Source organism: Salinispora pacifica CNR114 (assembly GCF_000514775.1).
Classification (GTDB): domain Bacteria; phylum Actinomycetota; class Actinomycetes; order Mycobacteriales; family Micromonosporaceae; genus Micromonospora; species Micromonospora pacifica.
In genome coordinates, this window is the sequence record NZ_AZWO01000022.1 from 1 (window position 1) to 18,865 (window position 18,865).

Sequence of the window (18,865 nt, forward strand, 5' to 3'; positions counted from 1 at the left end):
CCGAAGGGCCTTTCCGCTCGACTTGCATGTGTTAAGCACGCCGCCAGCGTTCGTCCTGAGCCAGGATCAAACTCTCCAACAAAAACTTGAAGAAAACCCCAGCAACAAAAAACAATCTGCTGCCAAATTCAAGCCCAAGCCAACCCACCAAACAGCAGGCCAACCCAGACCAAAACGGCACTGGCTTTCCAAACACCCTGTTGAGTTCTCAAAGAACAACCACACACCATCAGAACCCCAAACCAGGGCCCCTCAAGAGGCAACCGCTCCAGCCCGCCACTCTCGCGCCAGGCACTTTTACTACTTTACCTCACCGTCTTCGCCGTGTCAAACCGTTTGTCCCGGTCTGTCGTGCTTCGCACGGTTCAGCTTCCGTTGAGCGCACACGTGGCTACCCGCGTGTGTGATCCTCGGATTTGGCAGACCGGCCGCCCGCGGTTTCCCGCTGGCTCGCCCGGTTCCTGCCGGCTGTTACCTTACCCGGTCGGTTTCGCCGCACCAAATCGGCCTGTCGGCAGACTTGGCGGGCACCGCCCGCCCGGCGACTCGACAGTGAAGCTTCTTGTCGCCGGTGCCGCTTGGAGTGGGCCTCAGGACTTTCGCCCTGTTTGCCCCGTTCCGCGCTGGCAGAGAGAAAGTTACGCGGATTCGGGTTCACACGTCAAATCGAGCGGCTGCGGCCCCCGTCACACTCGCTCCCCGGTTGGGTGGACAGGCGTGTGAGCCAAGTCAGGGGTGGAACCTCAGCCCGCGACGACACGGGCGGTTCGCGTACCACCCGACCTGTGCCCAATGGCGCAACAACCGGCGGCGACCTGCCCAGCACCCATGAACCTTCGAGGCGGCAGCCCCAGTCCCCGCCAAGAATCGGTGCAAACACCGATTTTCGGCAGAAACAGGCACTAGCCTGTGTGCGGGTGACCACCTGAGGTGAATGCGGAAGAGAGCAGGAGGGGGATGGGTCCATGACGGTGCAGACCAGGCTCACCGTTAACGGTCAGGACCGGGAGTGGACGCTCGATGCCCGAACGACGCTGCTGGACGCGCTGCGAGATCACGTCGGCCTCTACGGCACGAAGAAGGGGTGCGACCATGGGCAGTGCGGTGCCTGCACGGTCCATGTCGACGACCGGCCCGTGGTGGCCTGTCTGACCCTCGCCGCCCAGGTCGCCGGCGGTGCGGTACGGACCGTCGAAGGGCTCACGGAGTCGCCGGACGAGTTGCATCCGATGCAGCAGGCGTTCCTCGACTGCGACGCACTGCAGTGTGGCTACTGCACCCCAGGACAGCTGATGTCGGCAATTGCCTGTGTCGACGAGGGGCACGCCGGGTCCACCGAAGAGATCCGCGAGTTCATGAGTGGGAATCTCTGCCGCTGCGGCGCCTACCAGGGCATCGTCCAAGCGGTCGCCAGGGTTCATGCCGCCGATCCCGGGCGGTCCTGATGCGGGCCTTCACCTACACCCGGGCGCGCTCCGCGGCGGAGGCGGTATCGACGTTCGCCACCTCTCAGGACGACCAACCCCACTACCTCAGTGGTGGCACGACCCTCGTGGACCTGATGAAGCTCGACGTCGAAGCCCCCGGTCTGCTCATCGACCTGACCGACGTCCCGGATTTGGACTTCGTCCGGGAGGAGCAGGGTGACCTGGTCATCGGGGCGCTGACCCGGATGAGCGACGCCGCGAACCACCCGCTGGTCGCGGCCAACTGCCCGGTGCTCGCGGAGTCCCTCCTGTCCGCGGCCTCCCAACAGTTACGGAACATGGCGAGGATCGGCGGTAACCTGCTGCAACGCACCCGCTGCGGCTACTTCCGAGCGGTCGAGTTCTCGTGCAACAAACGTCAGCCCGGGTCGGGATGCTCCGCGATGGAGGGCGTCAATCGCCACCACGCCGTCCTCGGTACCAGCAACCGCTGCATCGCCGTCTATCCCGGCGACCTGGCGGTGGCACTGACCGCGTTCGACGCGAGCCTCTCCGTCCTCGGGCCCGACGGCACCCGCTCCATGTCGATCCATGACCTGTTCGTGCCGCCGGGCGACACACCGCACCGGGAGACGACCCTCAAGCCCGGCGAGTTCATCACGGCCGTCCGGGTGCCGATGACGCCGGCGGCGCGGTCGTCCAGCTACCAGAAGGTGAGCGACCGGAGTTCGTACTCGTTCGCCCTCGCGTCGGCGGCCGTCGGGCTTCACCTCGACGCAGGAGGTACCGCCAGCGAAATACGGATCGCGCTCGGCAGCCTGGGCACCGTGCCCTGGCGGGCACGGGAGGCCGAACAGGCACTGACCGGGACCCAGCTGGACGAGACGTCCATCCGGACGGCATTGGAGCCGGAGTTCCGGTCGGCTCGCACCACGCCGCAGAACCACTTCCGGGTACAGCTGGCTGTGGAAACCGTACTCGAGGCCGTCGCGGCGGCTCAGCAGAGAATGGGATGAACACCATGGCCTGGATCGGCTCCGACCACGTCCGCCACGACGGCGTGGAGAAGGTCCGCGGCGAACCGCTCTACGGCGCCGACCGCACGGCCGCGGCGATGGCGTACGCGATTCCGGTCAGTGCGACCGTGGGCCGCGGCCGGATCACGACCCTCGAGACCGCCAAGGCGGAACGGGTGCGGGGGGTGCTCGCGGTACTCACGCACGAAAACCTGGATCGCCTGCACCCGTCCGAATTCACCTTCGGGTTGGGGAGCGCGAGCGAAAGCTTCCAACCGATGCGGGACAACGCCGTGGCCTACCGCGGTCAGCCAATCGCGATCGTGGTGGCGGAGACCTTGGAGGCTGCAGCGGAAGCCGCGGCGTTGGTGACCGCCCGCTACGACGTCGAGCCGTTCGCTGTGGAACTCGACGCCCCGGGGGGCGAGCGGGTCGACCAGGCGGAGGCGGTGCCCGTGTTCCCCGTGGTGGAGATCGGCGAGGGTGACCGGCTACTCGACCAGGCACCAGTTGTGGTTGACGCCACCTACTACTCCCCCGCGCAGCATCACAACGGGCTGGAGCTGCTGTCCACCCTCGCCGAGTGGCATGAGGGATCGCTCCTGATCCATGAGGGCACTCAGGCGGCGGGACGCGTCCGGCACGCGCTGGCGAAGCAACTCGGGATCCCGATGGAGTTGGTCCAGGTCGTCTCGCCCTCCCTCGGCGGCGGCTTCGGCCAGCGCACCGGTCAGACGTACAGCACCACCCTGGCCGCCCTGGCCGCCCGGCGGGTCGACCGGCCGGTGATGCTGATCGTCCCGCGGTCCGCCGTCTTCCACAGCGTCCACTTTCGTCCCGCGACCCGGCACCGGATCCGGTTCGGCGCGCGGGACGACGGCACGATCACCTCCCTGGTACACGAGGCAGTCGCGCAGACATCACGCCATGACCTGATGCCGTTCTGGGGGCCGCAGGTTTCGGCAAGTATGTACGGCATCCCGAACTTCCGCGGTACCACCACCCTGGTGCGGCTCGACACCCAGACGCCCGGCTACATGCGAGCGCCGATGGAGATGGCGACGATGTTCGCGGTGGAGAGCGCCCTGGACGAACTCGCCGAACGGGTGGGCGTTGACCCGGTCGAGCTACGGCGGCGCCACGACACCGCCACCGACCCGATAACCGGCAAACCATTCTCCTCACGGCGGCTCAGGCAGTGCCTTGATCGGGGCGCCGAACGGTTCGGCTGGTCGGAACGCGACCCGGCGATCGGGTCGATGCGCGGCGAGGATGGCAGCCTCATCGGCTGGGGCGTGGCGACCGGCTGCTATCCCGGCCTCGCCTCCGCCGCCGGCGCGCACGTACGGCTGTGTGACGACGGCACGGCGGAGGTCTCGGTCAGCGGACACGAGATGGGCCAGGGCATACGCACCGTGGTCGCGCTGACCGCGGCCGATGCCCTCGGCCTGTCACCTAGCAACATCCGGGTAGTCGTTGGTGACACCCGGGTCGCTCCCCAGCCAGAAACCGGTGGCTCGTGGGGAGCCGCCACCGCCATGCCGGCCATCCAGGAAGCGGCCGTCGGGATCCGAGCCCAGCTGCACCAGATCGCCGCCACCCATGGCGAGCCGGTTGCCAACGTTGACGTCAGCGAGTGCCGACTGGCGGAGGGACGGCTGGTCGGCCCAGACAACTCGGGGCCACTGATAGCCGGGCTTCTCATGGCCGCCGGCCTCCCCTCGGTCGAGGCTCCCGGGCAGTACTTCGCCCCAGGGCGACGCCCGACCGATGCGCCCGACACCGGCACGGCGCCGATGAGCGCGGTGATGGCGGACGTCGACAACGCCCGGGTGGGCCCAGTCTTTCCCGACTTCGTCACCTGCTCCTATGTCGCCCACTTCGTCGAGGTCCGCATCGGCCCCCGGATCCGCCGACCACGGGTCACCCGGATGCTGTCGGTCATCGACTGCGGGCGGGTAATCAGTCGGCGCACCGCCACCAGCCAGGCCCTGAGCGGCCTGGTCTGGGGCATCAGCAGCGCGCTCCGGGAGGAGAGCACCGTGGACCCCCGCTTCGGCGGATTCCTCAACACCAACCTGAGCGACTACCTGGTTCCGGTGAACGCCGACGTACCCACCCTCGACGTCGACTTCATCGACGAGCCCGACCCATCGTTCAGCGCGTTCGGTCTCAAGAACCTGGGCGAAGTCGTCCACGTCGGGGCGGCAGCCGCGATCACCAACGCCGTCCACCACGCCACCGGGGTCCGGGTCCGGAGTCTGCCCGTCCGCATCGAGGACCTCATGACGGAGCCTGCTCGGTAACGGCCAGGGGTTCCACACCGCGTTAGGCCGCTCGCCGGCAGGGAGTCTGATGACAGCGGGGATCAGGTACATCGCGCCGACCCTACGGCAGTGGTGTTCGGCCGACCTCTCCTTCGCGATGGCCGTTGTCGTCGGTGTGACGGGGAGCGCGCCGTGCCCGGTTGGGACGGTGATGGCCAGCTGCGCCACCGGCGAGGTCGCCGGCGGCGTGGCCGGCGGGTGCATTGACGGCGCGGTCCTCACGGCGGCCCAGGACTCGATCCGCTCTGGTCGGGTGCACCGGAACCGCTACACCCACCAGAGCGACGGCTCGCCGGTGGTCGGCCTCGCCTGTCGTAGTGAGATCGACGTGGTGGTGCTGCCCGCGGCGGTGGAGGTCATGGCACCGCTGCTCGATCGGTTGCTGGCGAATCGGGCGGTCGGCTCCGCTCTGGTGCTACCCGCCGGCCCAGGGGCGGCGCTGCTGGCGGCAGACTCGGATGGGTGGTGGGGATCGTCGGGCGATCCGGGGGTGGATGAGCTCGTGGCACGCCAGCTCCGGGAGCGGGTGTCCACCGGAGCGGGGCAGGTCGAACGCATCGCGGTGGGGCGGGTCGAACGCATCATCAACGGCGCTGGGCAGCCGGTTGACGTCCTGTTCGTCAGACACCAGCCGGCACCCCGCATGTTGCTCTACGGGATGAGTCCGGTCGCCCGAGCGATGAGCCAGCTCGGGCGTTTCCTCGGCTTCGAGGTGACCGTGTGTGACCCCCGGCCGGTGTTCATGCGCGCAGCGCACTTCCCGGACGCTCACCAGGTGGTCTGTGACTGGCCGCACCGCCACCTGCGCAGCATCGAGACCGACGCCCGGAGCGCCATCGTGGTACTCAGCCACGATGATCGCCACGAGACCGAACTGCTGTCGCTGGCCCTACGGGGGCGCGCCGGCTACGTCGGCGTGATCGGCAGCCGAGAAACACACCGCGAGCGGCTCCTCCGGCTCACCGCGGCCGGCTTGACCGAGGACGAACTCAGCCACCTTCGAGCACCCATCGGCCTCGACCTGGGCGCCCAAACTCCCCAGGAGACCGCCGTTTCCATCTGCGCCGAAATGATCGCGGCCGCCGGCACCGGGGGCACCGGTCGACCCCTGACCTACCTGGCTGGCCCCATCCACCGACGTGCCGACGCCACGGTCAGCTGAGCATGCGGAAACGACGGCCCGGTCCGGCCTGCAAACCGGTGGGCGAAGAGCCGGTGGACGCGGGGCGCACCGACCCCGTCGCGGGACTGCTGCTCGCCGCGGGAGCGGGCCGGCGGTACGGCGGGCCGAAGGCACTCGTGGCTTTCCAGGGCCAGCCCCTGGTGCTGCGGAGCCGGGACGTGCTGGTGGCCGCCGGCTGCGCCCCCGTACTGGTCGTGGTGGGGGCGCGGGCGGAGGCCGTGACCGAATTGGTCCACTCGGGCGTCGTCCGAAACCCGGCGTGGCCGACCGGCATGGGTTCATCGCTGCGGGCGGGGTTGGCAGCGCTGGAGGAAACCACCGCCCTGGCTACTGTCGTGACCTTGGTTGACATGCCGGGGGTCGGAGTCGAGGCGGTACGCCGGGTGGCTGCCGCCGCCCGACCCGATGCTCTGGCGGTCGGGGGCTACCACGGCGACCGGTGGGGCCACCCGGTACTGCTCGGGCGTGAGCACTGGGCCGGCGCCGCCGCGAGCGCCACCCGGGACCGGGGCGCCCGGTACTACCTCCGTCAGCATCGGGACATCGTCACGGTCGTTCCGTGCGCCGACGTGGCCGACGCCCAGGACCTGGACGTGCCCCCGAAGATCCGGCGTTGACGCGGCGGCGCACGGCCTCGGCTGGGTCAGACCACCGTCCTTGACGGCCAGCCGCCGCCCCGGGCGAAAGCGCTCTCCCTCAGCCGACGTCGGCCCGGTAGAAGACGTACCGGCCCAGTCGGGCTCGGCCGTAGCCGTTCTCCCGGACGCCGGTCAGCCCGGCGTCAACCAACGCGGACAGGGCCCGATCGGGGAGGCTGTCCCCGGCCCGACCAGAGCGGTGGGCATGACCGCCCTCGTGTCCGGGCAGGCTGCCGTCGATGTCGGCTACATGCAGCTCACCACCGGGACGCAGCACCCGCCGGACCTCGCGCAGCACCCGCACCCAGTCCGCTTCGTCGATGTGATGCAACATGAACGAGGAGAGCACCCGGTCAACGCTGTGGTCCGCCAGCGGCAGGTCATCGGCGAACGCGCGCTCGTACTGGATCTGCACCTTGCCCCGGGCGGCCTTGCGGCGAGCACGGCGCAGCGCACTGGGGTCCGGATCGATGCCCATCGCGTCCACCTCCGGGTGGTGGCGCTTGAGCGTCCGCAGCAGATCGCCGGTGCCACAGCCAATCTCCAGGACTCGTTGCCCCGGCCGAAGATTCGCACGCTCCAAAAGCTTCTCATGAACCCGTCCGATGCCAATAAAGCGGGCGAACGGATCGTAGAGGGGCAGCAACCATTGCTTGCCCATGGCGGGCAGATAGGCCCGATTCTCAGAATGGGAGTTGTGCTGTCCGGTCATGGCACGCTCCGGTAATAGCGGAAACTCGGTCGTACCCTCAGCCTCATGGACAGCGAAGCTGCGGACAATGGCGGAACTGTGGACAGGATGCGACGGAACTTGACTCCCCCCTCCCGCCAGGTCGGTGTCACCGGGCAGGGCGTGCCGGTCTTCGACTTCGGCCACGTGCCCGGCATCGCCCCGGTCGCGGTAGCCCACCATCCCCACGGCGAACCCTTCCTCGACCTCGCCACCCACACCCACGACTTCCTGGTGCTCTGCTACGCCCACGTGGCGCGGGGGACGGTTCGCATCGACGACCGCACCTGGACGGTGGCCGACGGCGACCTCTTCGTCATCGCACCAGGGCAGGTGGTCTCCTCCGTCGACCCGTTTGCGGAGATCACCAGCGACGGCTGGACCGTCTGGTTCCCGGCCGACGTGGTCCGGCCGGGAATGCCCGGCGCCTACTCATCCTGGCGAACCCACCCGTTGCTCTTTCCGTTCGCGCAGGGCAGCAACCGGGCCCAGCGGCTACCGGTCCCACCGGTCGACCGGGCCAGCCTGATGGAGCGCTTCGCCGCACTCGACGCCGAGATTCGGGCCCGCCGCGACGGTCACCAGGCGGCCGCCCTCGCCCACCTGACCCTGCTGCTCGTGACCGTGGCCCGCTTGTCGACCGACCTCGCCGACCACCTGCGCTACGCCGACGAACCGCTGCTGGCGGCCGTCTTCGAGGCCATCGAGGCGCGCTACCACCAGCCCATCTCCCTCGCCGACATCGCGGCCGACCTCGCGCTGACCACCGGATACCTCACCACCGCCGTGCGTCGCAAAACCGGCCGCACCGTGACCCAGTGGATCACGCAGCGCCGGATGCAGCAGGCACGCCTGCTGCTCACCGAGACCGACCTAGCCGTCAGCACGATCAGCCGCCGGGTCGGTTACCCCGACACCAGCTACTTCAGCAAACGCTTCCGCGCCCGGCACGGAGTCACCCCCACCCAGTGGCGGGAGGCGAGACCGCCCGCGGTGTGAAGTCAACCCGTGCATCCGGCACCCCGCGGGGTGCCGGTCGGCATCACTCGTCCGACGGCGCCGAGACGACCGAGTCGATCCAGCCCAAAGCCGCGATGGCGGTAGGAAAACCACAGGTGGTGATGGCCGCGAGCGCGACGGCTTGCACCTCGTCCACGGTCGCACCGTGCTGAAGCGCCTTGCGGACATTGGAGCGCACCGCTCCCTCCGCCTCGGCCCCAACCGCCACCGCCAACTTGATCAGCCGGTCGGTCCGGTCGTCGAACGAGTTGCGCTCCCGCACCGTCCGCGCCAGCACGCCCTGCGCCGCTGCGACATCCGGAAAGCGTTCCAGGAACTTCACGTAGACATCCGGAAGATACTGCTGCTGCATATCACCCTCCGCCACCGCCCGATATTGACACATTAGCCCCGGCCCGTGGGCACCGTGGTCCGAGGACGTATCCAGGCAGAACTCACGCCTCGACGGCCGCCGCGTCGGGAGCGCCGCCGACCGACCCGCCACCACACGACGGTCACCGCCGAGCCGACGGCTCCCGGACGGCGTCCCGTACCTGCTCCGGCGCGGCGGTCGCCGTCGGCGCCGGGCCACGGCGCCCGCGGTAGACCACGTACGGACGCCACAGGTACGCCAGCGGCGCCGACCAGACGTGCACCAGTCGGGTGAACGGCCACAGTGCCAGGAAGAGGAAACCGCCGATCGCGTGCAGTTGGTAGACCAGGGGAGCCCCGCTCATCAGGGTGGGGTCCGGCTGGAACCAGAAGATCCCACGGAACCAGACGGCGATCGTCTCCCGGTAGTCGTAGCCCCCACCGAGCAGGTTGATCCCAACCGTGGCGATCATGCCGAGCGCCACCATGGCGGCGAGCGCGGCGTAGAGCACCTTGTCCATCCGCGTGGTCACCCGACGAACCCGGCCGTTGACCATCCGCCGGATGATCAGCAGGACCAGGCCGGTCATCAGCATCAGGCCGGTCACCGTACCGCCCCAGACCGCGGTGAGGTGGTAGGCGTGCTCACTGATTCCGATCTTCTCGGTCACCGACGCGGGCACCAGCAGGCCCATGACGTGCCCACCGACGACCCCGAGAGCGCCGAGGTGGAACAGGGGCGAGCCGAGCCGCAGGAGGCGATTCTCCAACACCTGGCTGGTGTGCGTGGTCCAGCCGAACTGGTCGTGGCGCCACCGCCAGACATGGCCGGCGACGAAGACCACGAGGCACAGGTACGGCAGGACGGTCCAGACGAGGTTGGTCATCGCGATGCCTCCGACGGGGAGCAGGCGGGATAAGGGGCAAGCGCGGCGGCGTGCAGGTCCGGACCGTCGCCGAGAGAATCCAGGCCGACCGTCTCCACCGGCGGCCCGTCCACGGCGAGCGCCGCGATGGCGGCCCGGTCGGCGTCGGTCAGCGCCGGCAACACGGCGCAGACAACGTCCAGCAGCAGGCGGTAGGGGGTGCCGCAGTCGGTCAGGGCGGCGCGGAGCAGTTCGATGCCCTGCCGATGCTGCCGCAGGGGCGCCTCCCCCTCGCCCGGGCCGACCAAGGCGGCGTACTCGAGCACCACCGGCAGCAGGTCCGGCAGCTCCCCATCCGCGAGCCGCAGTCCGTGCGCCCGGTATCGCTGCTTGAGCACCAGCAGCGCCATGCCCCGCTTACGGGTGTCTCCGTGCAGGTAGTAGGTGAGGTACAGACCGGAGCGGCGGCGCAGGTCGAAGGTCTGTACGAAGTGCTGCTGTACGTCGATCAGGGGGTTGTTCAGCAGCCAGTCCAGGAATTCGTCGATCCGCTCCCGCGCCACCGGCGCCTCGATCTGCGCGGCGGCACCGCGCAACTCGGCTCCGGCACCGAGTAGCTCGTCATCCGGGTAGGTGAGCAGCAGCGAGACCAGCTCGAAGATGCGGGCCCGGTCGGTCGCGGCGGTCATGCGCCGCCTCGCAGCGGGTTGATCGTGAAGCCACGCCGGCCGTCGGCACGCCGGGAGAAGAGTCCGGGCCGGCCGGGACGAACCTGCTCGCCCTCGACCAGGTGGAAGCTCTCCGCAGAGGCCTGCGTGGTCATTCCCGGGCCGCCCTCGCAGTCCAGCGCGCAGTCCTGGTTCGCGGTGGCCTGCGCTTCCAGCGCGGCGGCGTCCTTGCTGTACGCGGCCGGGATCACGTAGCGCTCGTCGTACTTGGCGATGGCCAACAACCGGTACATGGCCTCGACCTGGTCCGCGGTCATCCCGATTCCGTCGAGCAGATCGTCGGCGACGGTACCGTCCAGCGTGCGAGCGCGCATGTAGGAACGCATGGCCGCCAGCTTCATCAGGACCCCGGCGGTCGCCTCCACGTCACCAGCGGTGAAGAGCTCGGCCAGGTACTCCACCGGAATCCGCAGCTCCCGGATGGTGTGGAAGATGTCGTCGGCGTCGGTGTCGTCCCGGCCGGCCTCCCCCACCGCGTCCAGCACCGGCGACAGCGGCGGGACGTACCAGACCATGGGTAGCGTCCGATACTCCGGGTGCAGCGGCAGCGCCACCTTGTACTCGCTGATCAGCCGCCACACCGGGGACCGTTCGGCGGCGTCCAGCCACTCCTGCGGCATGCCGGCGGCCCGGGCGGCCTCCTGTACGGCCGGGTCGGCCGGATCGAGGAAGACCGCACGCTGCGCCTCGAGCAGGTCGTGCTCGTCGGTCACCGAAGCGGCAGCGAGCACCGCGTCCTCGTCGTAGAACACGATGCCCAGGTAGCGCAGCCGACCCACGCAGGTTTCGGAGCAGATCGTCGGCTGCCCCGCCTCGATCCGCGGGAAGCACAGGGTGCACTTCTCCGCCTTACCGGTGCTGTGGTTGACGTACACCTTCTTGTACGGGCAGGCGGAGACGCACATCCGCCAGCCCCGGCAGCGGTCCTGGTCGACCAGGACGATACCGTCCTCCTCCCGCTTGTACATCGCGCCGGAGGGGCAGGCCGACACACACGCCGGGTTGAGGCAGTGCTCGCAGATGCGCGGCAGGTGGAACAGGAAGGTCTTCTCGAACTCGAACTTCACCCGCTCCGCGGCCTCCGCCGACATCCGGGCGAGGTTCGGGTCACCGGTGGCGTGCTCGTGGGCTCCGCCGAGGCTGTCCTCCCAGTTGGCCCCCCAGGTGAGGGCCATCGGCTCGCCGGTCAGCGCGGAGTGGGGCCGCTGCACCGGGGTGTCCTTGAGCCCGGCGGGGGCGTTGGCCAGGATGTCCTTGTCGAAGGCCGCCGGCTCGTAGTAGTCGTCGATCGAGGGCAGGTCCGGGTTGACGAACAGCCGGCTGAGCCGCTTGACCCGGCCGCCGGAGCGCAGCTTCAGCCGGCCCTTCTCGTCCAGCTGCCAGCCCCCGTGCCAGCGGTCCTGATCCTCGTAGTGCTTGGGGTAGCCGATGCCCGGCTTGGTCTCGACGTTGTTGAACCAGACGTACTCGGTGCCGTCCCGGTTGGTCCAGGTCTGCTTGCAGGTTACGGAGCAGGTGTGACACCCGATGCACTTGTCCAGGTTCATCACCATGGCGACCTGCGCTCGGATCCTCATCAGTACTCCACCTCCTGGTCGCGGCGGCGGATCACCGTGATCTCGTCGCGTTGGCTGCCGATCGGGCCGTAGTAGTTGAAGGCGTAGGTGAGTTGGGCGTGTCCGCCGGCCAGGTGGGTGGGCTTGACCAGCAGCCGGGTCAACGAGTTGTGGTAACCACCCCGGCGACCGCTCTTCTCCGCCTTGGGCACGTTGATCGTCCGCTCCGGCGAGTGGTACTGGAACACCGTTCCCTCCGGCATCCGGTGACTGACCACCGCCCGGGCCACGATGACTCCGTTACGGTTGTGCGCCTCGACCCAGTCGTTGTCCCGAACGCCGACCTTGGCGGCGTCCGGCACACTCATCCAGATCACCGGCCCGCCTCGGGACAACGCCAGCATCAAATCGTTGTCGTGGTACATCGAGTGGATAGACCACTTCGCGTGCGGGGTCAGGAAGCGTACGGTGACGCCGCCGTCGACCAACTCACCCGGGGCACCGAAGTGCCGAGCCATGTTCAGCGGGGGCCGGAAGCCCGGCAACTGCTCGCCCAACTCCGCCACCCAGTCGTGCTCCACGAAGAAGTGCTGCCGACCGGTGATGGTGTGCCACGGCTTGAGCCGCTCCACGTTGAGGGTGAAGGGCGAGTAGCGACGGCCGCCCTTCTCCGAGCCGGACCACTCCGGGCTGGTGAAGACCGGCTGGGGTGCCCGCTGGGTGTCCGCGTACGTGATCTGGTCGGTCTCGTGCCCGGCGATCAGATCGACGAACGGTTGCCCGGTCCGCTGCTCCAACGCCGCGAAACCGGCCGCGGCGACCCGACCGTTCGTGGTGCCCGACAGCGCCAGGATCGCCTCGCACATCCGGTCGGCGGTGGCCAGCGACGGCCGACCAGCGAACGGCCCGTCAGTGACGACCCCGTTTCGCTCCCGCAGGTACTCCACCTCCGCGGTCACGTCCACGGTGAGCGCCTTCGTGCTGGTGCCGAGCCGGTCGAGGAGCGGGCCGACGGCACGCATCTTCGCGCCGATCTGGGCGTAGTCCCGCTCGATCTCGATGAGCTTCGGCATGGTGGAGCCGGGGACCGGCTCGCACTCGCCGGCCTTCCAGTCCCGCACCCGCCCGCTGGGCATGGCCAGCTCGTCCGGGGTGTCGTGTTGCAGCGGCGCGGCCAGCACGTCCCGCCGCACCCCCAGGTGGTCGACGGCCAGCTCACTGAACCGGTCGGCGAGCGCCAGGAAGGTGTCGTAGTCGGAGTGGGCGTCGGCGGGTGGCTCCACCGCCGGGCTGAACGCGTGCACGAACGGGTGCATGTCCGTGGTGGAGATGTCGTGCTTCTCGTACCAGGTCGCGGTGGGCAGCACCACGTCGGCGTGCAGGCCGGTGTTGGTCATCCGGAAGTCGATCGCCGTGAGGAGGTCAAGCTTCCCGGTCGGTGCCTCATCTCGCCACACCAGGTCCCGGGGTCGGTGCTCCGGGTCGCACTCCGAGGCGCTGGCGGCCGAGTCGATTCCCAGCAGGTGGCGCAGAAAGTACTCGTTGCCCTTGCCGGAGGAGCCGAGCAGGTTCGCCCGCCACAGGGTGAGGCAGCGCGGGAAGTTCGCCGGGTCGTCCGGGTCCTCCGCCACCGACCGGAGCCGACCGGCCTTCAGCTCGGCGACGATGTGCTCCTGCACCGTCACCCCGGCCACCGCCGCCTCGTCGGTGAGGTCGAGGGGGTTGCGGTTGAACGACGGGTGGCCGGGGCTCCAGCCCATCCGCTGCGCGGCGGCGACGGTGTCGGCGAAGGCCATCCCCGCGAACCGGCCGGTGCCCAACGGGGAGGAGAGCTCATCGACCGGGACCCGCTCGTACCGCCACTGGTCGGTGTGCAGGTACCAGAACGGGGTGCTTGCCTGGTGCCGCATCGGCCGTTGCCAGTCGAGCCCGAAGGACATGTGCTGCTGGCCGGTGATCGGCCGGGCCTTCTCCTGCCCCACGTAGTGCGCCCAGCCACCACCGTTGACGCCCTGGCAGCCGGTCAGGGTGACCAGGGAGATGAGTGCCCGGTAGGTCATGTCGGAGTGGAACCACTGGTTCGCGCCGGCGCCCAGGACGATCAGCGACCGCCCCTTGCTGCGCTCGGCGTTGCGGGCGAACTCCCGGCCGATCCGGGCCGCCACCGCGGCCGGCACCCCGGTGATCCGCTCCTGCCAGGCCGGGGTGTTCGGCGAATCCGGGTCGTCGTAACCCGTCGGCCACTGCCCCGGCAGCTCGCCGCGGCGCACCCCGTACTGCGCCAGCACCAGGTCGTAGACCGAGGTGACCAGCTGCTCGCCGACCCGGATGGCCGGTACACCACGGCGGATGGTGGCCCCGCCCTCGGTCTCCCCGACGTCGAAGCGAGCCAACTCGACCTCGATCGCCTCGTCGCTCCGGTCGAGCAGCCCGAGCGCGGGAAGCACCTCGCCCAGGTCCAGGTTCCAGCGCCCCTGGCCGGCCTCGCCGTACCGGAAGCCCAGCGACCCGTTCGGCACGACCAACTCGCCGGTGCGCTCGTCAACCAGGACGGTCTTGTGCGCTCCGTCCGCCTGGCCCAGGTCCGCCGCGGTGAGGAACCGATCCGTGGTCCACCGGCCGTCCGCGGTGGGTCGCAGCGTGACCAGGAACGGCAGGTCGGTGTAGCGGCGAATGTAGTCGGCGAAGTAGTCGACCGTGCGGTCCCGGAAGAACTCGGTGAGTACGACGTGGCCCATCGCCATCGCCAGCGCGCCGTCGGTACCCGGGTGCGGGGCCAGCCAGTCGTCAGCGAACTTGACGTTGTCGGCGTAGTCCGGGCTGACCGCGACGACCTTCGTGCCCCGGTAGCGGGCCTCGGCCAGGAAGTGGGCGTCCGGCGTACGAGTGACCGGAATGTTCGAGCCCCACATCATCAGGTAGGTGGAGTTCCACCAGTCGCCGGCCTCAGGTACGTCGGTCTGGTCGCCCCAGATCTGCGGCGAGGCGATCGGCAGGTCGGCGTACCAGTCGTAGAAGCTCAGCAGGGTGCCACCGAGCAGGGCGTGGTAACGGGTGCCGGCGGCGAAGGAGGCCATCGACATCGCCGGAATCGGTGAGAAGCCCACCACCCGGTCCGGGCCGTACGTCTTCGTGGTGTAGACGTGCGCGGCGGCAACCATCGTGGTCACCTCATCCCAGCTGGCGCGGACGAAGCCGCCACGTCCCCGCTGGGTCTTGTAGGCGCGCGCCTTGAGTGGGTTCTCCACAATGTCGGCCCAGGCAGACACCGGATCACCCAGGCGCGCGAGCCCGTCGCGGAACATCTCGGCCAGCACCCCGCGTACGTAGGGGTGACGCACCCGGGAGGGCGAGTACTCGTACCAGGAGAAGGAGGCGCCGCGGGGACAGCCCCGCGGCTCGTAGTCCGGCGAGTCCGGGCCGGTCGTCGGGTAGTCGGTGGCCTGGTGTTCCCAGGTGATCAGGCCATCCTTGACGAAGACGTTCCACGAGCAGGAGCCGGTGCAGTTGACGCCGTGGGTGGAGCGCACCACCCGGTCGTAGCGCCACCGGTCGCGGTAGAACCGCTCCCAGTCGCCGTCGTCCACCTGGTGCAGCGTCCGGCCGTGGTCGCCGACCGCCTCCCGGCGGAGGAAGCGCCGAGCAGCCAGCAACGGCGCCGCGCCGGGGACCTGGTCCGTCGCAGGATCATGAACTTCTGGCGGGCGGTGCGCTGACACGTGGGCACTCCTCCGGCGGCGAGCGACAACGCGAGGGGTTGTCGGCGGCACACGGCAGCGCGCCACGCATACCAGGGTTCGCGAAATCAACCGCCAGATCGGGAGGCCGCGGTCCCGACCCGTCGGGACCAAGGTCCCGGCCACCCCCCTATTCCACCGGATGGGGTACGACCGACGGGACCTGCTGCCAGCCAGACGGGGGAGAAGGTCCCTACCCGCCGCTGATAAACGACAGCAGCCTTGGGTAGACAGTCGCGCCAGTGACGCTAGCGCCGACCTCCGTCTACCGCTGATCGAGGAATTGCCGTGTACGTCAAACCCGCTCCAGACGACCCGACGCCGGAAGAAGCGGCGGCCGGGCAGAACAGCCGTAACGATCGTGGGCGCACCCGGGTCCTAACCCTGTCTACCATCGGCTTCACCGTCATGTTCGCGGTGTGGCTCATGTTCGGCATCCTCGGCAAGCCGATCAGTGAGGAGTTCGGGCTCTCCGAGGTGCAGCTGTCCTGGATCATCGCCGCCGCCGTGCTGAACGGCTCGCTCTGGCGGCTCCCCGCCGGGATTGTGGCGGACCGGATCGGCGGACGCCGGGTAATGACCGCGATGCTCCTCGTGACCGCGGTCGCCTCATTCCTGGTATCCCTCGCCAACTCGTACGCGATGCTGTTGGTGCTGGCGTTCCTGGTCGGTTTCGCCGGTAACTCCTTCACCGCGGGTATCGCCTGGAACTCCGCCTGGCAGCCGCGGGAGAAGCAGGGTTTCGCGCTCGGCCTCTTCGGCGCCGGCAACGTCGGCGCCTCCGTCACCAAGTTCATCGGCCCGCCGCTGATCGCTGGGACCGCCGGTGCCACCTACCTCGGCGTCATCGAGGGCGGCTGGCGGCTGGTCCCCGTCGTCTACGCGGTGTTGCTGCTCGTCCTCGCGGCGGCTACCTGGTTCATCACCCCCCGCCGCGACCGGGTGCCGAGCAGCGGCACCCCGCTGCGGGCCCAGCTCGAACCGCTCAAGCGGCTGCGGGTGTGGCGGTTCAGCCTGTACTACGTGGCAGTGTTCGGTGCCTACGTGGCGCTCGCCGCGTGGCTGCCGACCTACTACATGAACAACTACGACGTGTCCCTGCAGACCGCGGCCTACCTGACCGCCCTGTACATCTTCCCCGCCTCGCTGCTGCGACCGGTCGGCGGATCGCTCTCCGACCGACTGGGTGCCCGCCGGGTGATGTACTGGACCTTCGGCCTCATGCTGCTCAGCACGGGCATTCTGATGATGCCTCCGGGCCACATCGTCGTCAACCACCCCGACGGCACCCAGACCACCCACCTCGCCTACCAGCTCGGCATCGTGCCCTTCACGGTGCTGGTCGTACTGCTCGGCTGCGCCATGGGTGTCGGCAAGGCCGCGGTGTACAAGCACATCCCCGAGTACTTCCCCAGCCAGGTGGGAGCCGTCGGCGGGCTGGTCGGCATGCTCGGCGGTCTCGGCGGATTCTTCCTTCCCCCGCTCTTCGCCTACACCAAGACCTGGACCGGTCTCCCGTCGAGCACCTTCCTGGTCCTGTTCGTGCTCACCCTCATCTGCGCGATATGGATGCATCTCACCGTCGTGCGCATGCTGCACGGCGAGTCACCCCAGCTCGCCGACCACTTCGAAAAGCCCGACTTCACGAACCGATCGGCCGCGCCCGCTTCGGCGGCGACCCGTGCGCCCAAGGAGGCCCACGAATGAACACCACGAGTTCCACCCGGAGATCCGGGAACCGCGAGTGGCTGGAATCCTGGAACCCGGAGGATGCGGACTCCTGGGACAAGGGCTTGGCGTGGCGGACTCTCTGGATCAGCACCTTCACGCTGACCCTCTGCTTCACCTCGTGGTTCCTCGCTTCGGCGATCGCCCCGAAGCTGACGAATCTCGGCTTCGACCTCAGCACCGCCCAGCTCTACTGGCTCACCGCCATGCCCGGCCTGGCCGGCGGTCTCATGCGCCTGATCTGGATGGTGCTGCCGCCGATCATGGGCACCCGCAAGATGGTCACCCTGACCACCGTGCTCCTACTCCTGCCCGTCCTGGGTTGGGGAATCTTCGTTCAGGACCCGACCACCCCGTTCTGGGTGCTGCTGTCGCTGTCGTTCCTCTCCGGTATCGGTGGCGGAGCGTTCTCCGGCTTCATGCCGAGTACCTCCTACTTCTTCCCCCGCCGACTCCAGGGCACCGCGCTGGGCGTCCAGGCCGGGATCGGCAACTTCGGCGTCTCGCTGGTTCAGCTGCTGACCCCGTGGGTCATCGGCTTCTCGCTGATCGGCTTCCTCGGCAGCTCCCGGCCGATGGCCACCTCGCCGGGCGAACCCGCCCGGGACGTCTGGTACCAGAACGCGGCGTACATCTACATCCCGTTCATCATCGTCGGTGCCGTGCTCGCCTGGACCATGCTGCGGTCGGTCCCGGTCAAGGCGAACATTCGGCAGCAGTTCGACATCTTCCGCAACGTCGACACGTGGTGGATGACGCTGCTCTACATCATGACCTTCGGTACCTTCGCCGGGCTGTCCGCCCAGTTCGGGCTGCTGATGAAGAACCTCTACGGTGCCGGCAACCCGGACATCGTGCAGGGCAGCGGGGCCGCCGCGCAGCTGCTCGTGGACGGCTACGCCGTACCCGACCCGGTCAAGTTCGTCTTCCTCGGCCCGCTGGTCGGTGCCGCGGCCCGCGTCGCCTTCTCGCCGCTGACTGACAAGTTCGGCGGCGCCCGGTGGACCCTGATCTCCGGAATCGGCCTCGTCGCATCCATCGCCTTCACCATCACCGCACTGCGACCCGACACCAGCTCGGCCGCGGCACTGGATGCCGGCTTCGACCGGTTCCTCTGGGGAATGCTCGCGATCTTCCTGTTCAGCGGGATCGGTAACGCCTCCACCTTCAAGCAGATGCCGATGATTTTCGAGCGCCGGCAGGCCGGTGGCGTCATCGGTTGGACCGCGGCGATCGCCGCCTTCGGCCCGTTCTTCTTCGGAATCGGCCTGACGATCATGTCACCAACCGCGTTCTACCTCGTCGGGCTGGCATTCGCTGCCCTCTGCGTCGTCATCACCTGGCAGCGCTACGCGCGCCCGGGAGCGCCCAAGCCCAGCTGACCGTCCCGATTCCCGCTCCACCTGGGGCGCGGTCACAGCCGGGCTGACCTCGTTGGAACCGGCAACGAGGTCAGCCCGGTTTCTTGTTCCCCACCGGTTGGCGCCCGGTGCCCCGTTCCGGTCGGACGCCCGTGCCCCACCGTCGCGGTGTGATGCTGGCAGGGCTCAGCTCGCAC

14 protein-coding genes and 1 rRNA gene are annotated in these 18,865 nt (G+C 68.9%); 8 read left to right on the top strand and 7 right to left on the bottom strand.

All coding sequences use genetic code 11. From position 1 onward, the window contains the following. Positions 1-82, bottom strand: a 16S ribosomal RNA gene (locus B118_RS0115095); the annotation flags it as partial. 883 nt (positions 83-965) lie between these two features. Between B118_RS0115095 and B118_RS0115100 the strand changes: the two genes are divergently transcribed. The 5 genes from B118_RS0115100 to B118_RS0115120 are packed head-to-tail and all read left to right on the top strand — an operon-like array spanning position 966 to position 6,570. Further along, positions 966-1,445: a (2Fe-2S)-binding protein gene (locus B118_RS0115100; RefSeq protein WP_018221705.1), complete on the top strand. Its 480-nt coding sequence runs from the start codon at positions 966-968 to the stop codon at positions 1,443-1,445. After that, positions 1,445-2,443 (top strand): FAD binding domain-containing protein, encoded by a 999-nt coding sequence (locus B118_RS0115105; protein ID WP_018221706.1) that lies wholly within the window; start codon positions 1,445-1,447, stop codon positions 2,441-2,443. Before B118_RS0115100 ends, B118_RS0115105 begins: the two co-directional genes overlap by 1 nt. Next, positions 2,440-4,749: a xanthine dehydrogenase family protein molybdopterin-binding subunit gene (locus tag B118_RS0115110; protein WP_018811928.1), complete on the top strand. Its 2,310-nt coding sequence runs from the start codon at positions 2,440-2,442 to the stop codon at positions 4,747-4,749. Before B118_RS0115105 ends, B118_RS0115110 begins: the two co-directional genes overlap by 4 nt. 49 nt (positions 4,750-4,798) lie before the next feature. Beyond that, complete coding sequence (locus B118_RS0115115; protein WP_028192982.1) at positions 4,799-5,932, top strand: XdhC family protein; 1,134 nt, start codon at positions 4,799-4,801, stop codon at positions 5,930-5,932. A gap of 2 nt (positions 5,933-5,934) precedes the next feature. After that, positions 5,935-6,570: a nucleotidyltransferase family protein gene (locus B118_RS0115120; protein ID WP_018811926.1), complete on the top strand. Its 636-nt coding sequence runs from the start codon at positions 5,935-5,937 to the stop codon at positions 6,568-6,570. Between the two features lie 79 nt (positions 6,571-6,649). Here B118_RS0115120 and B118_RS0115125 read toward each other — a convergent pair whose 3' ends face one another. Continuing rightward, positions 6,650-7,303, bottom strand: coding sequence for a class I SAM-dependent methyltransferase (locus B118_RS0115125; RefSeq protein ID WP_018221710.1), 654 nt, complete (start codon positions 7,301-7,303; stop codon positions 6,650-6,652). Between the two features lie 141 nt (positions 7,304-7,444). Between B118_RS0115125 and B118_RS0115130 the strand changes: the two genes are divergently transcribed. Further along, the gene (locus tag B118_RS0115130; protein WP_018811925.1) at positions 7,445-8,320 is read left to right on the top strand and encodes an AraC family transcriptional regulator; all 876 of its coding nucleotides are present in this window, start codon (positions 7,445-7,447) and stop codon (positions 8,318-8,320) included. A gap of 43 nt (positions 8,321-8,363) precedes the next feature. On the opposite strand, the gene B118_RS0115135 is transcribed toward B118_RS0115130, so the two are convergent. The 5 genes from B118_RS0115135 to B118_RS0115155 all read right to left on the bottom strand — a co-directional run bounded on the left by B118_RS0115135 (position 8,364) and on the right by B118_RS0115155 (position 15,561). Beyond that, positions 8,364-8,693: a carboxymuconolactone decarboxylase family protein gene (locus B118_RS0115135; protein ID WP_018221712.1), complete on the bottom strand. Its 330-nt coding sequence runs from the start codon at positions 8,691-8,693 to the stop codon at positions 8,364-8,366. Positions 8,694-8,835: 142 nt separating this feature from the next. After that, a complete protein-coding gene (gene narI / locus B118_RS0115140; protein WP_018221713.1) occupies positions 8,836-9,579 on the bottom strand; it encodes a respiratory nitrate reductase subunit gamma in 744 nt (247 codons plus the stop codon). Further along, a complete protein-coding gene (gene narJ / locus B118_RS0115145; RefSeq protein WP_018811924.1) occupies positions 9,576-10,247 on the bottom strand; it encodes a nitrate reductase molybdenum cofactor assembly chaperone in 672 nt (223 codons plus the stop codon). Before narJ ends, narI begins: the two co-directional genes overlap by 4 nt. Further along, on the bottom strand, positions 10,244-11,863 hold the full coding sequence (gene narH, locus B118_RS0115150) for a nitrate reductase subunit beta (RefSeq protein ID WP_018827735.1): 1,620 nt from the start codon (positions 11,861-11,863) through the stop codon (positions 10,244-10,246). Before narH ends, narJ begins: the two co-directional genes overlap by 4 nt. Further along, positions 11,863-15,561, bottom strand: coding sequence for a nitrate reductase subunit alpha (locus B118_RS0115155; protein WP_033669796.1), 3,699 nt, complete (start codon positions 15,559-15,561; stop codon positions 11,863-11,865). The genes narH and B118_RS0115155 overlap by 1 nt, the downstream gene beginning before the upstream one ends. A 306-nt stretch (positions 15,562-15,867) precedes the next feature. On the opposite strand from B118_RS0115155, the gene B118_RS0115160 reads away from it, so the two are divergent. Next, on the top strand, positions 15,868-17,286 hold the full coding sequence (locus B118_RS0115160) for an MFS transporter (protein WP_018221717.1): 1,419 nt from the start codon (positions 15,868-15,870) through the stop codon (positions 17,284-17,286). Then, on the top strand, positions 17,283-18,689 hold the full coding sequence (locus B118_RS0115165) for an MFS transporter (protein WP_018221718.1): 1,407 nt from the start codon (positions 17,283-17,285) through the stop codon (positions 18,687-18,689). The genes B118_RS0115160 and B118_RS0115165 overlap by 4 nt, the downstream gene beginning before the upstream one ends. The last annotated feature ends 176 nt before the right edge of the window (positions 18,690-18,865 follow it).

Excerpts from the sequence above, each read along its gene's own strand:
- B118_RS0115100 (WP_018221705.1), top strand. The coding sequence starts at position 966 with ATGACGGTGCAGACCAGGCTCACCGTTAACGGTCAGGACCGGGAGTGG.
- B118_RS0115105 (WP_018221706.1), top strand. The coding sequence starts at position 1,445 with ATGCGGGCCTTCACCTACACCCGGGCGCGCTCCGCGGCGGAGGCGGTA.
- B118_RS0115110 (WP_018811928.1), top strand. The coding sequence starts at position 2,440 with ATGAACACCATGGCCTGGATCGGCTCCGACCACGTCCGCCACGACGGC.
- B118_RS0115115 (WP_028192982.1), top strand. The coding sequence starts at position 4,799 with ATGACAGCGGGGATCAGGTACATCGCGCCGACCCTACGGCAGTGGTGT.
- B118_RS0115120 (WP_018811926.1), top strand. The coding sequence starts at position 5,935 with ATGCGGAAACGACGGCCCGGTCCGGCCTGCAAACCGGTGGGCGAAGAG.
- B118_RS0115125 (WP_018221710.1), bottom strand. The coding sequence starts at position 7,303 with ATGACCGGACAGCACAACTCCCATTCTGAGAATCGGGCCTATCTGCCC.
- B118_RS0115135 (WP_018221712.1), bottom strand. The coding sequence starts at position 8,693 with ATGCAGCAGCAGTATCTTCCGGATGTCTACGTGAAGTTCCTGGAACGC.
- narI (WP_018221713.1), bottom strand. The coding sequence starts at position 9,579 with ATGACCAACCTCGTCTGGACCGTCCTGCCGTACCTGTGCCTCGTGGTC.
- narJ (WP_018811924.1), bottom strand. The coding sequence starts at position 10,247 with ATGACCGCCGCGACCGACCGGGCCCGCATCTTCGAGCTGGTCTCGCTG.
- narH (WP_018827735.1), bottom strand. The coding sequence starts at position 11,863 with ATGAGGATCCGAGCGCAGGTCGCCATGGTGATGAACCTGGACAAGTGC.
- B118_RS0115165 (WP_018221718.1), top strand. The coding sequence starts at position 17,283 with ATGAACACCACGAGTTCCACCCGGAGATCCGGGAACCGCGAGTGGCTG.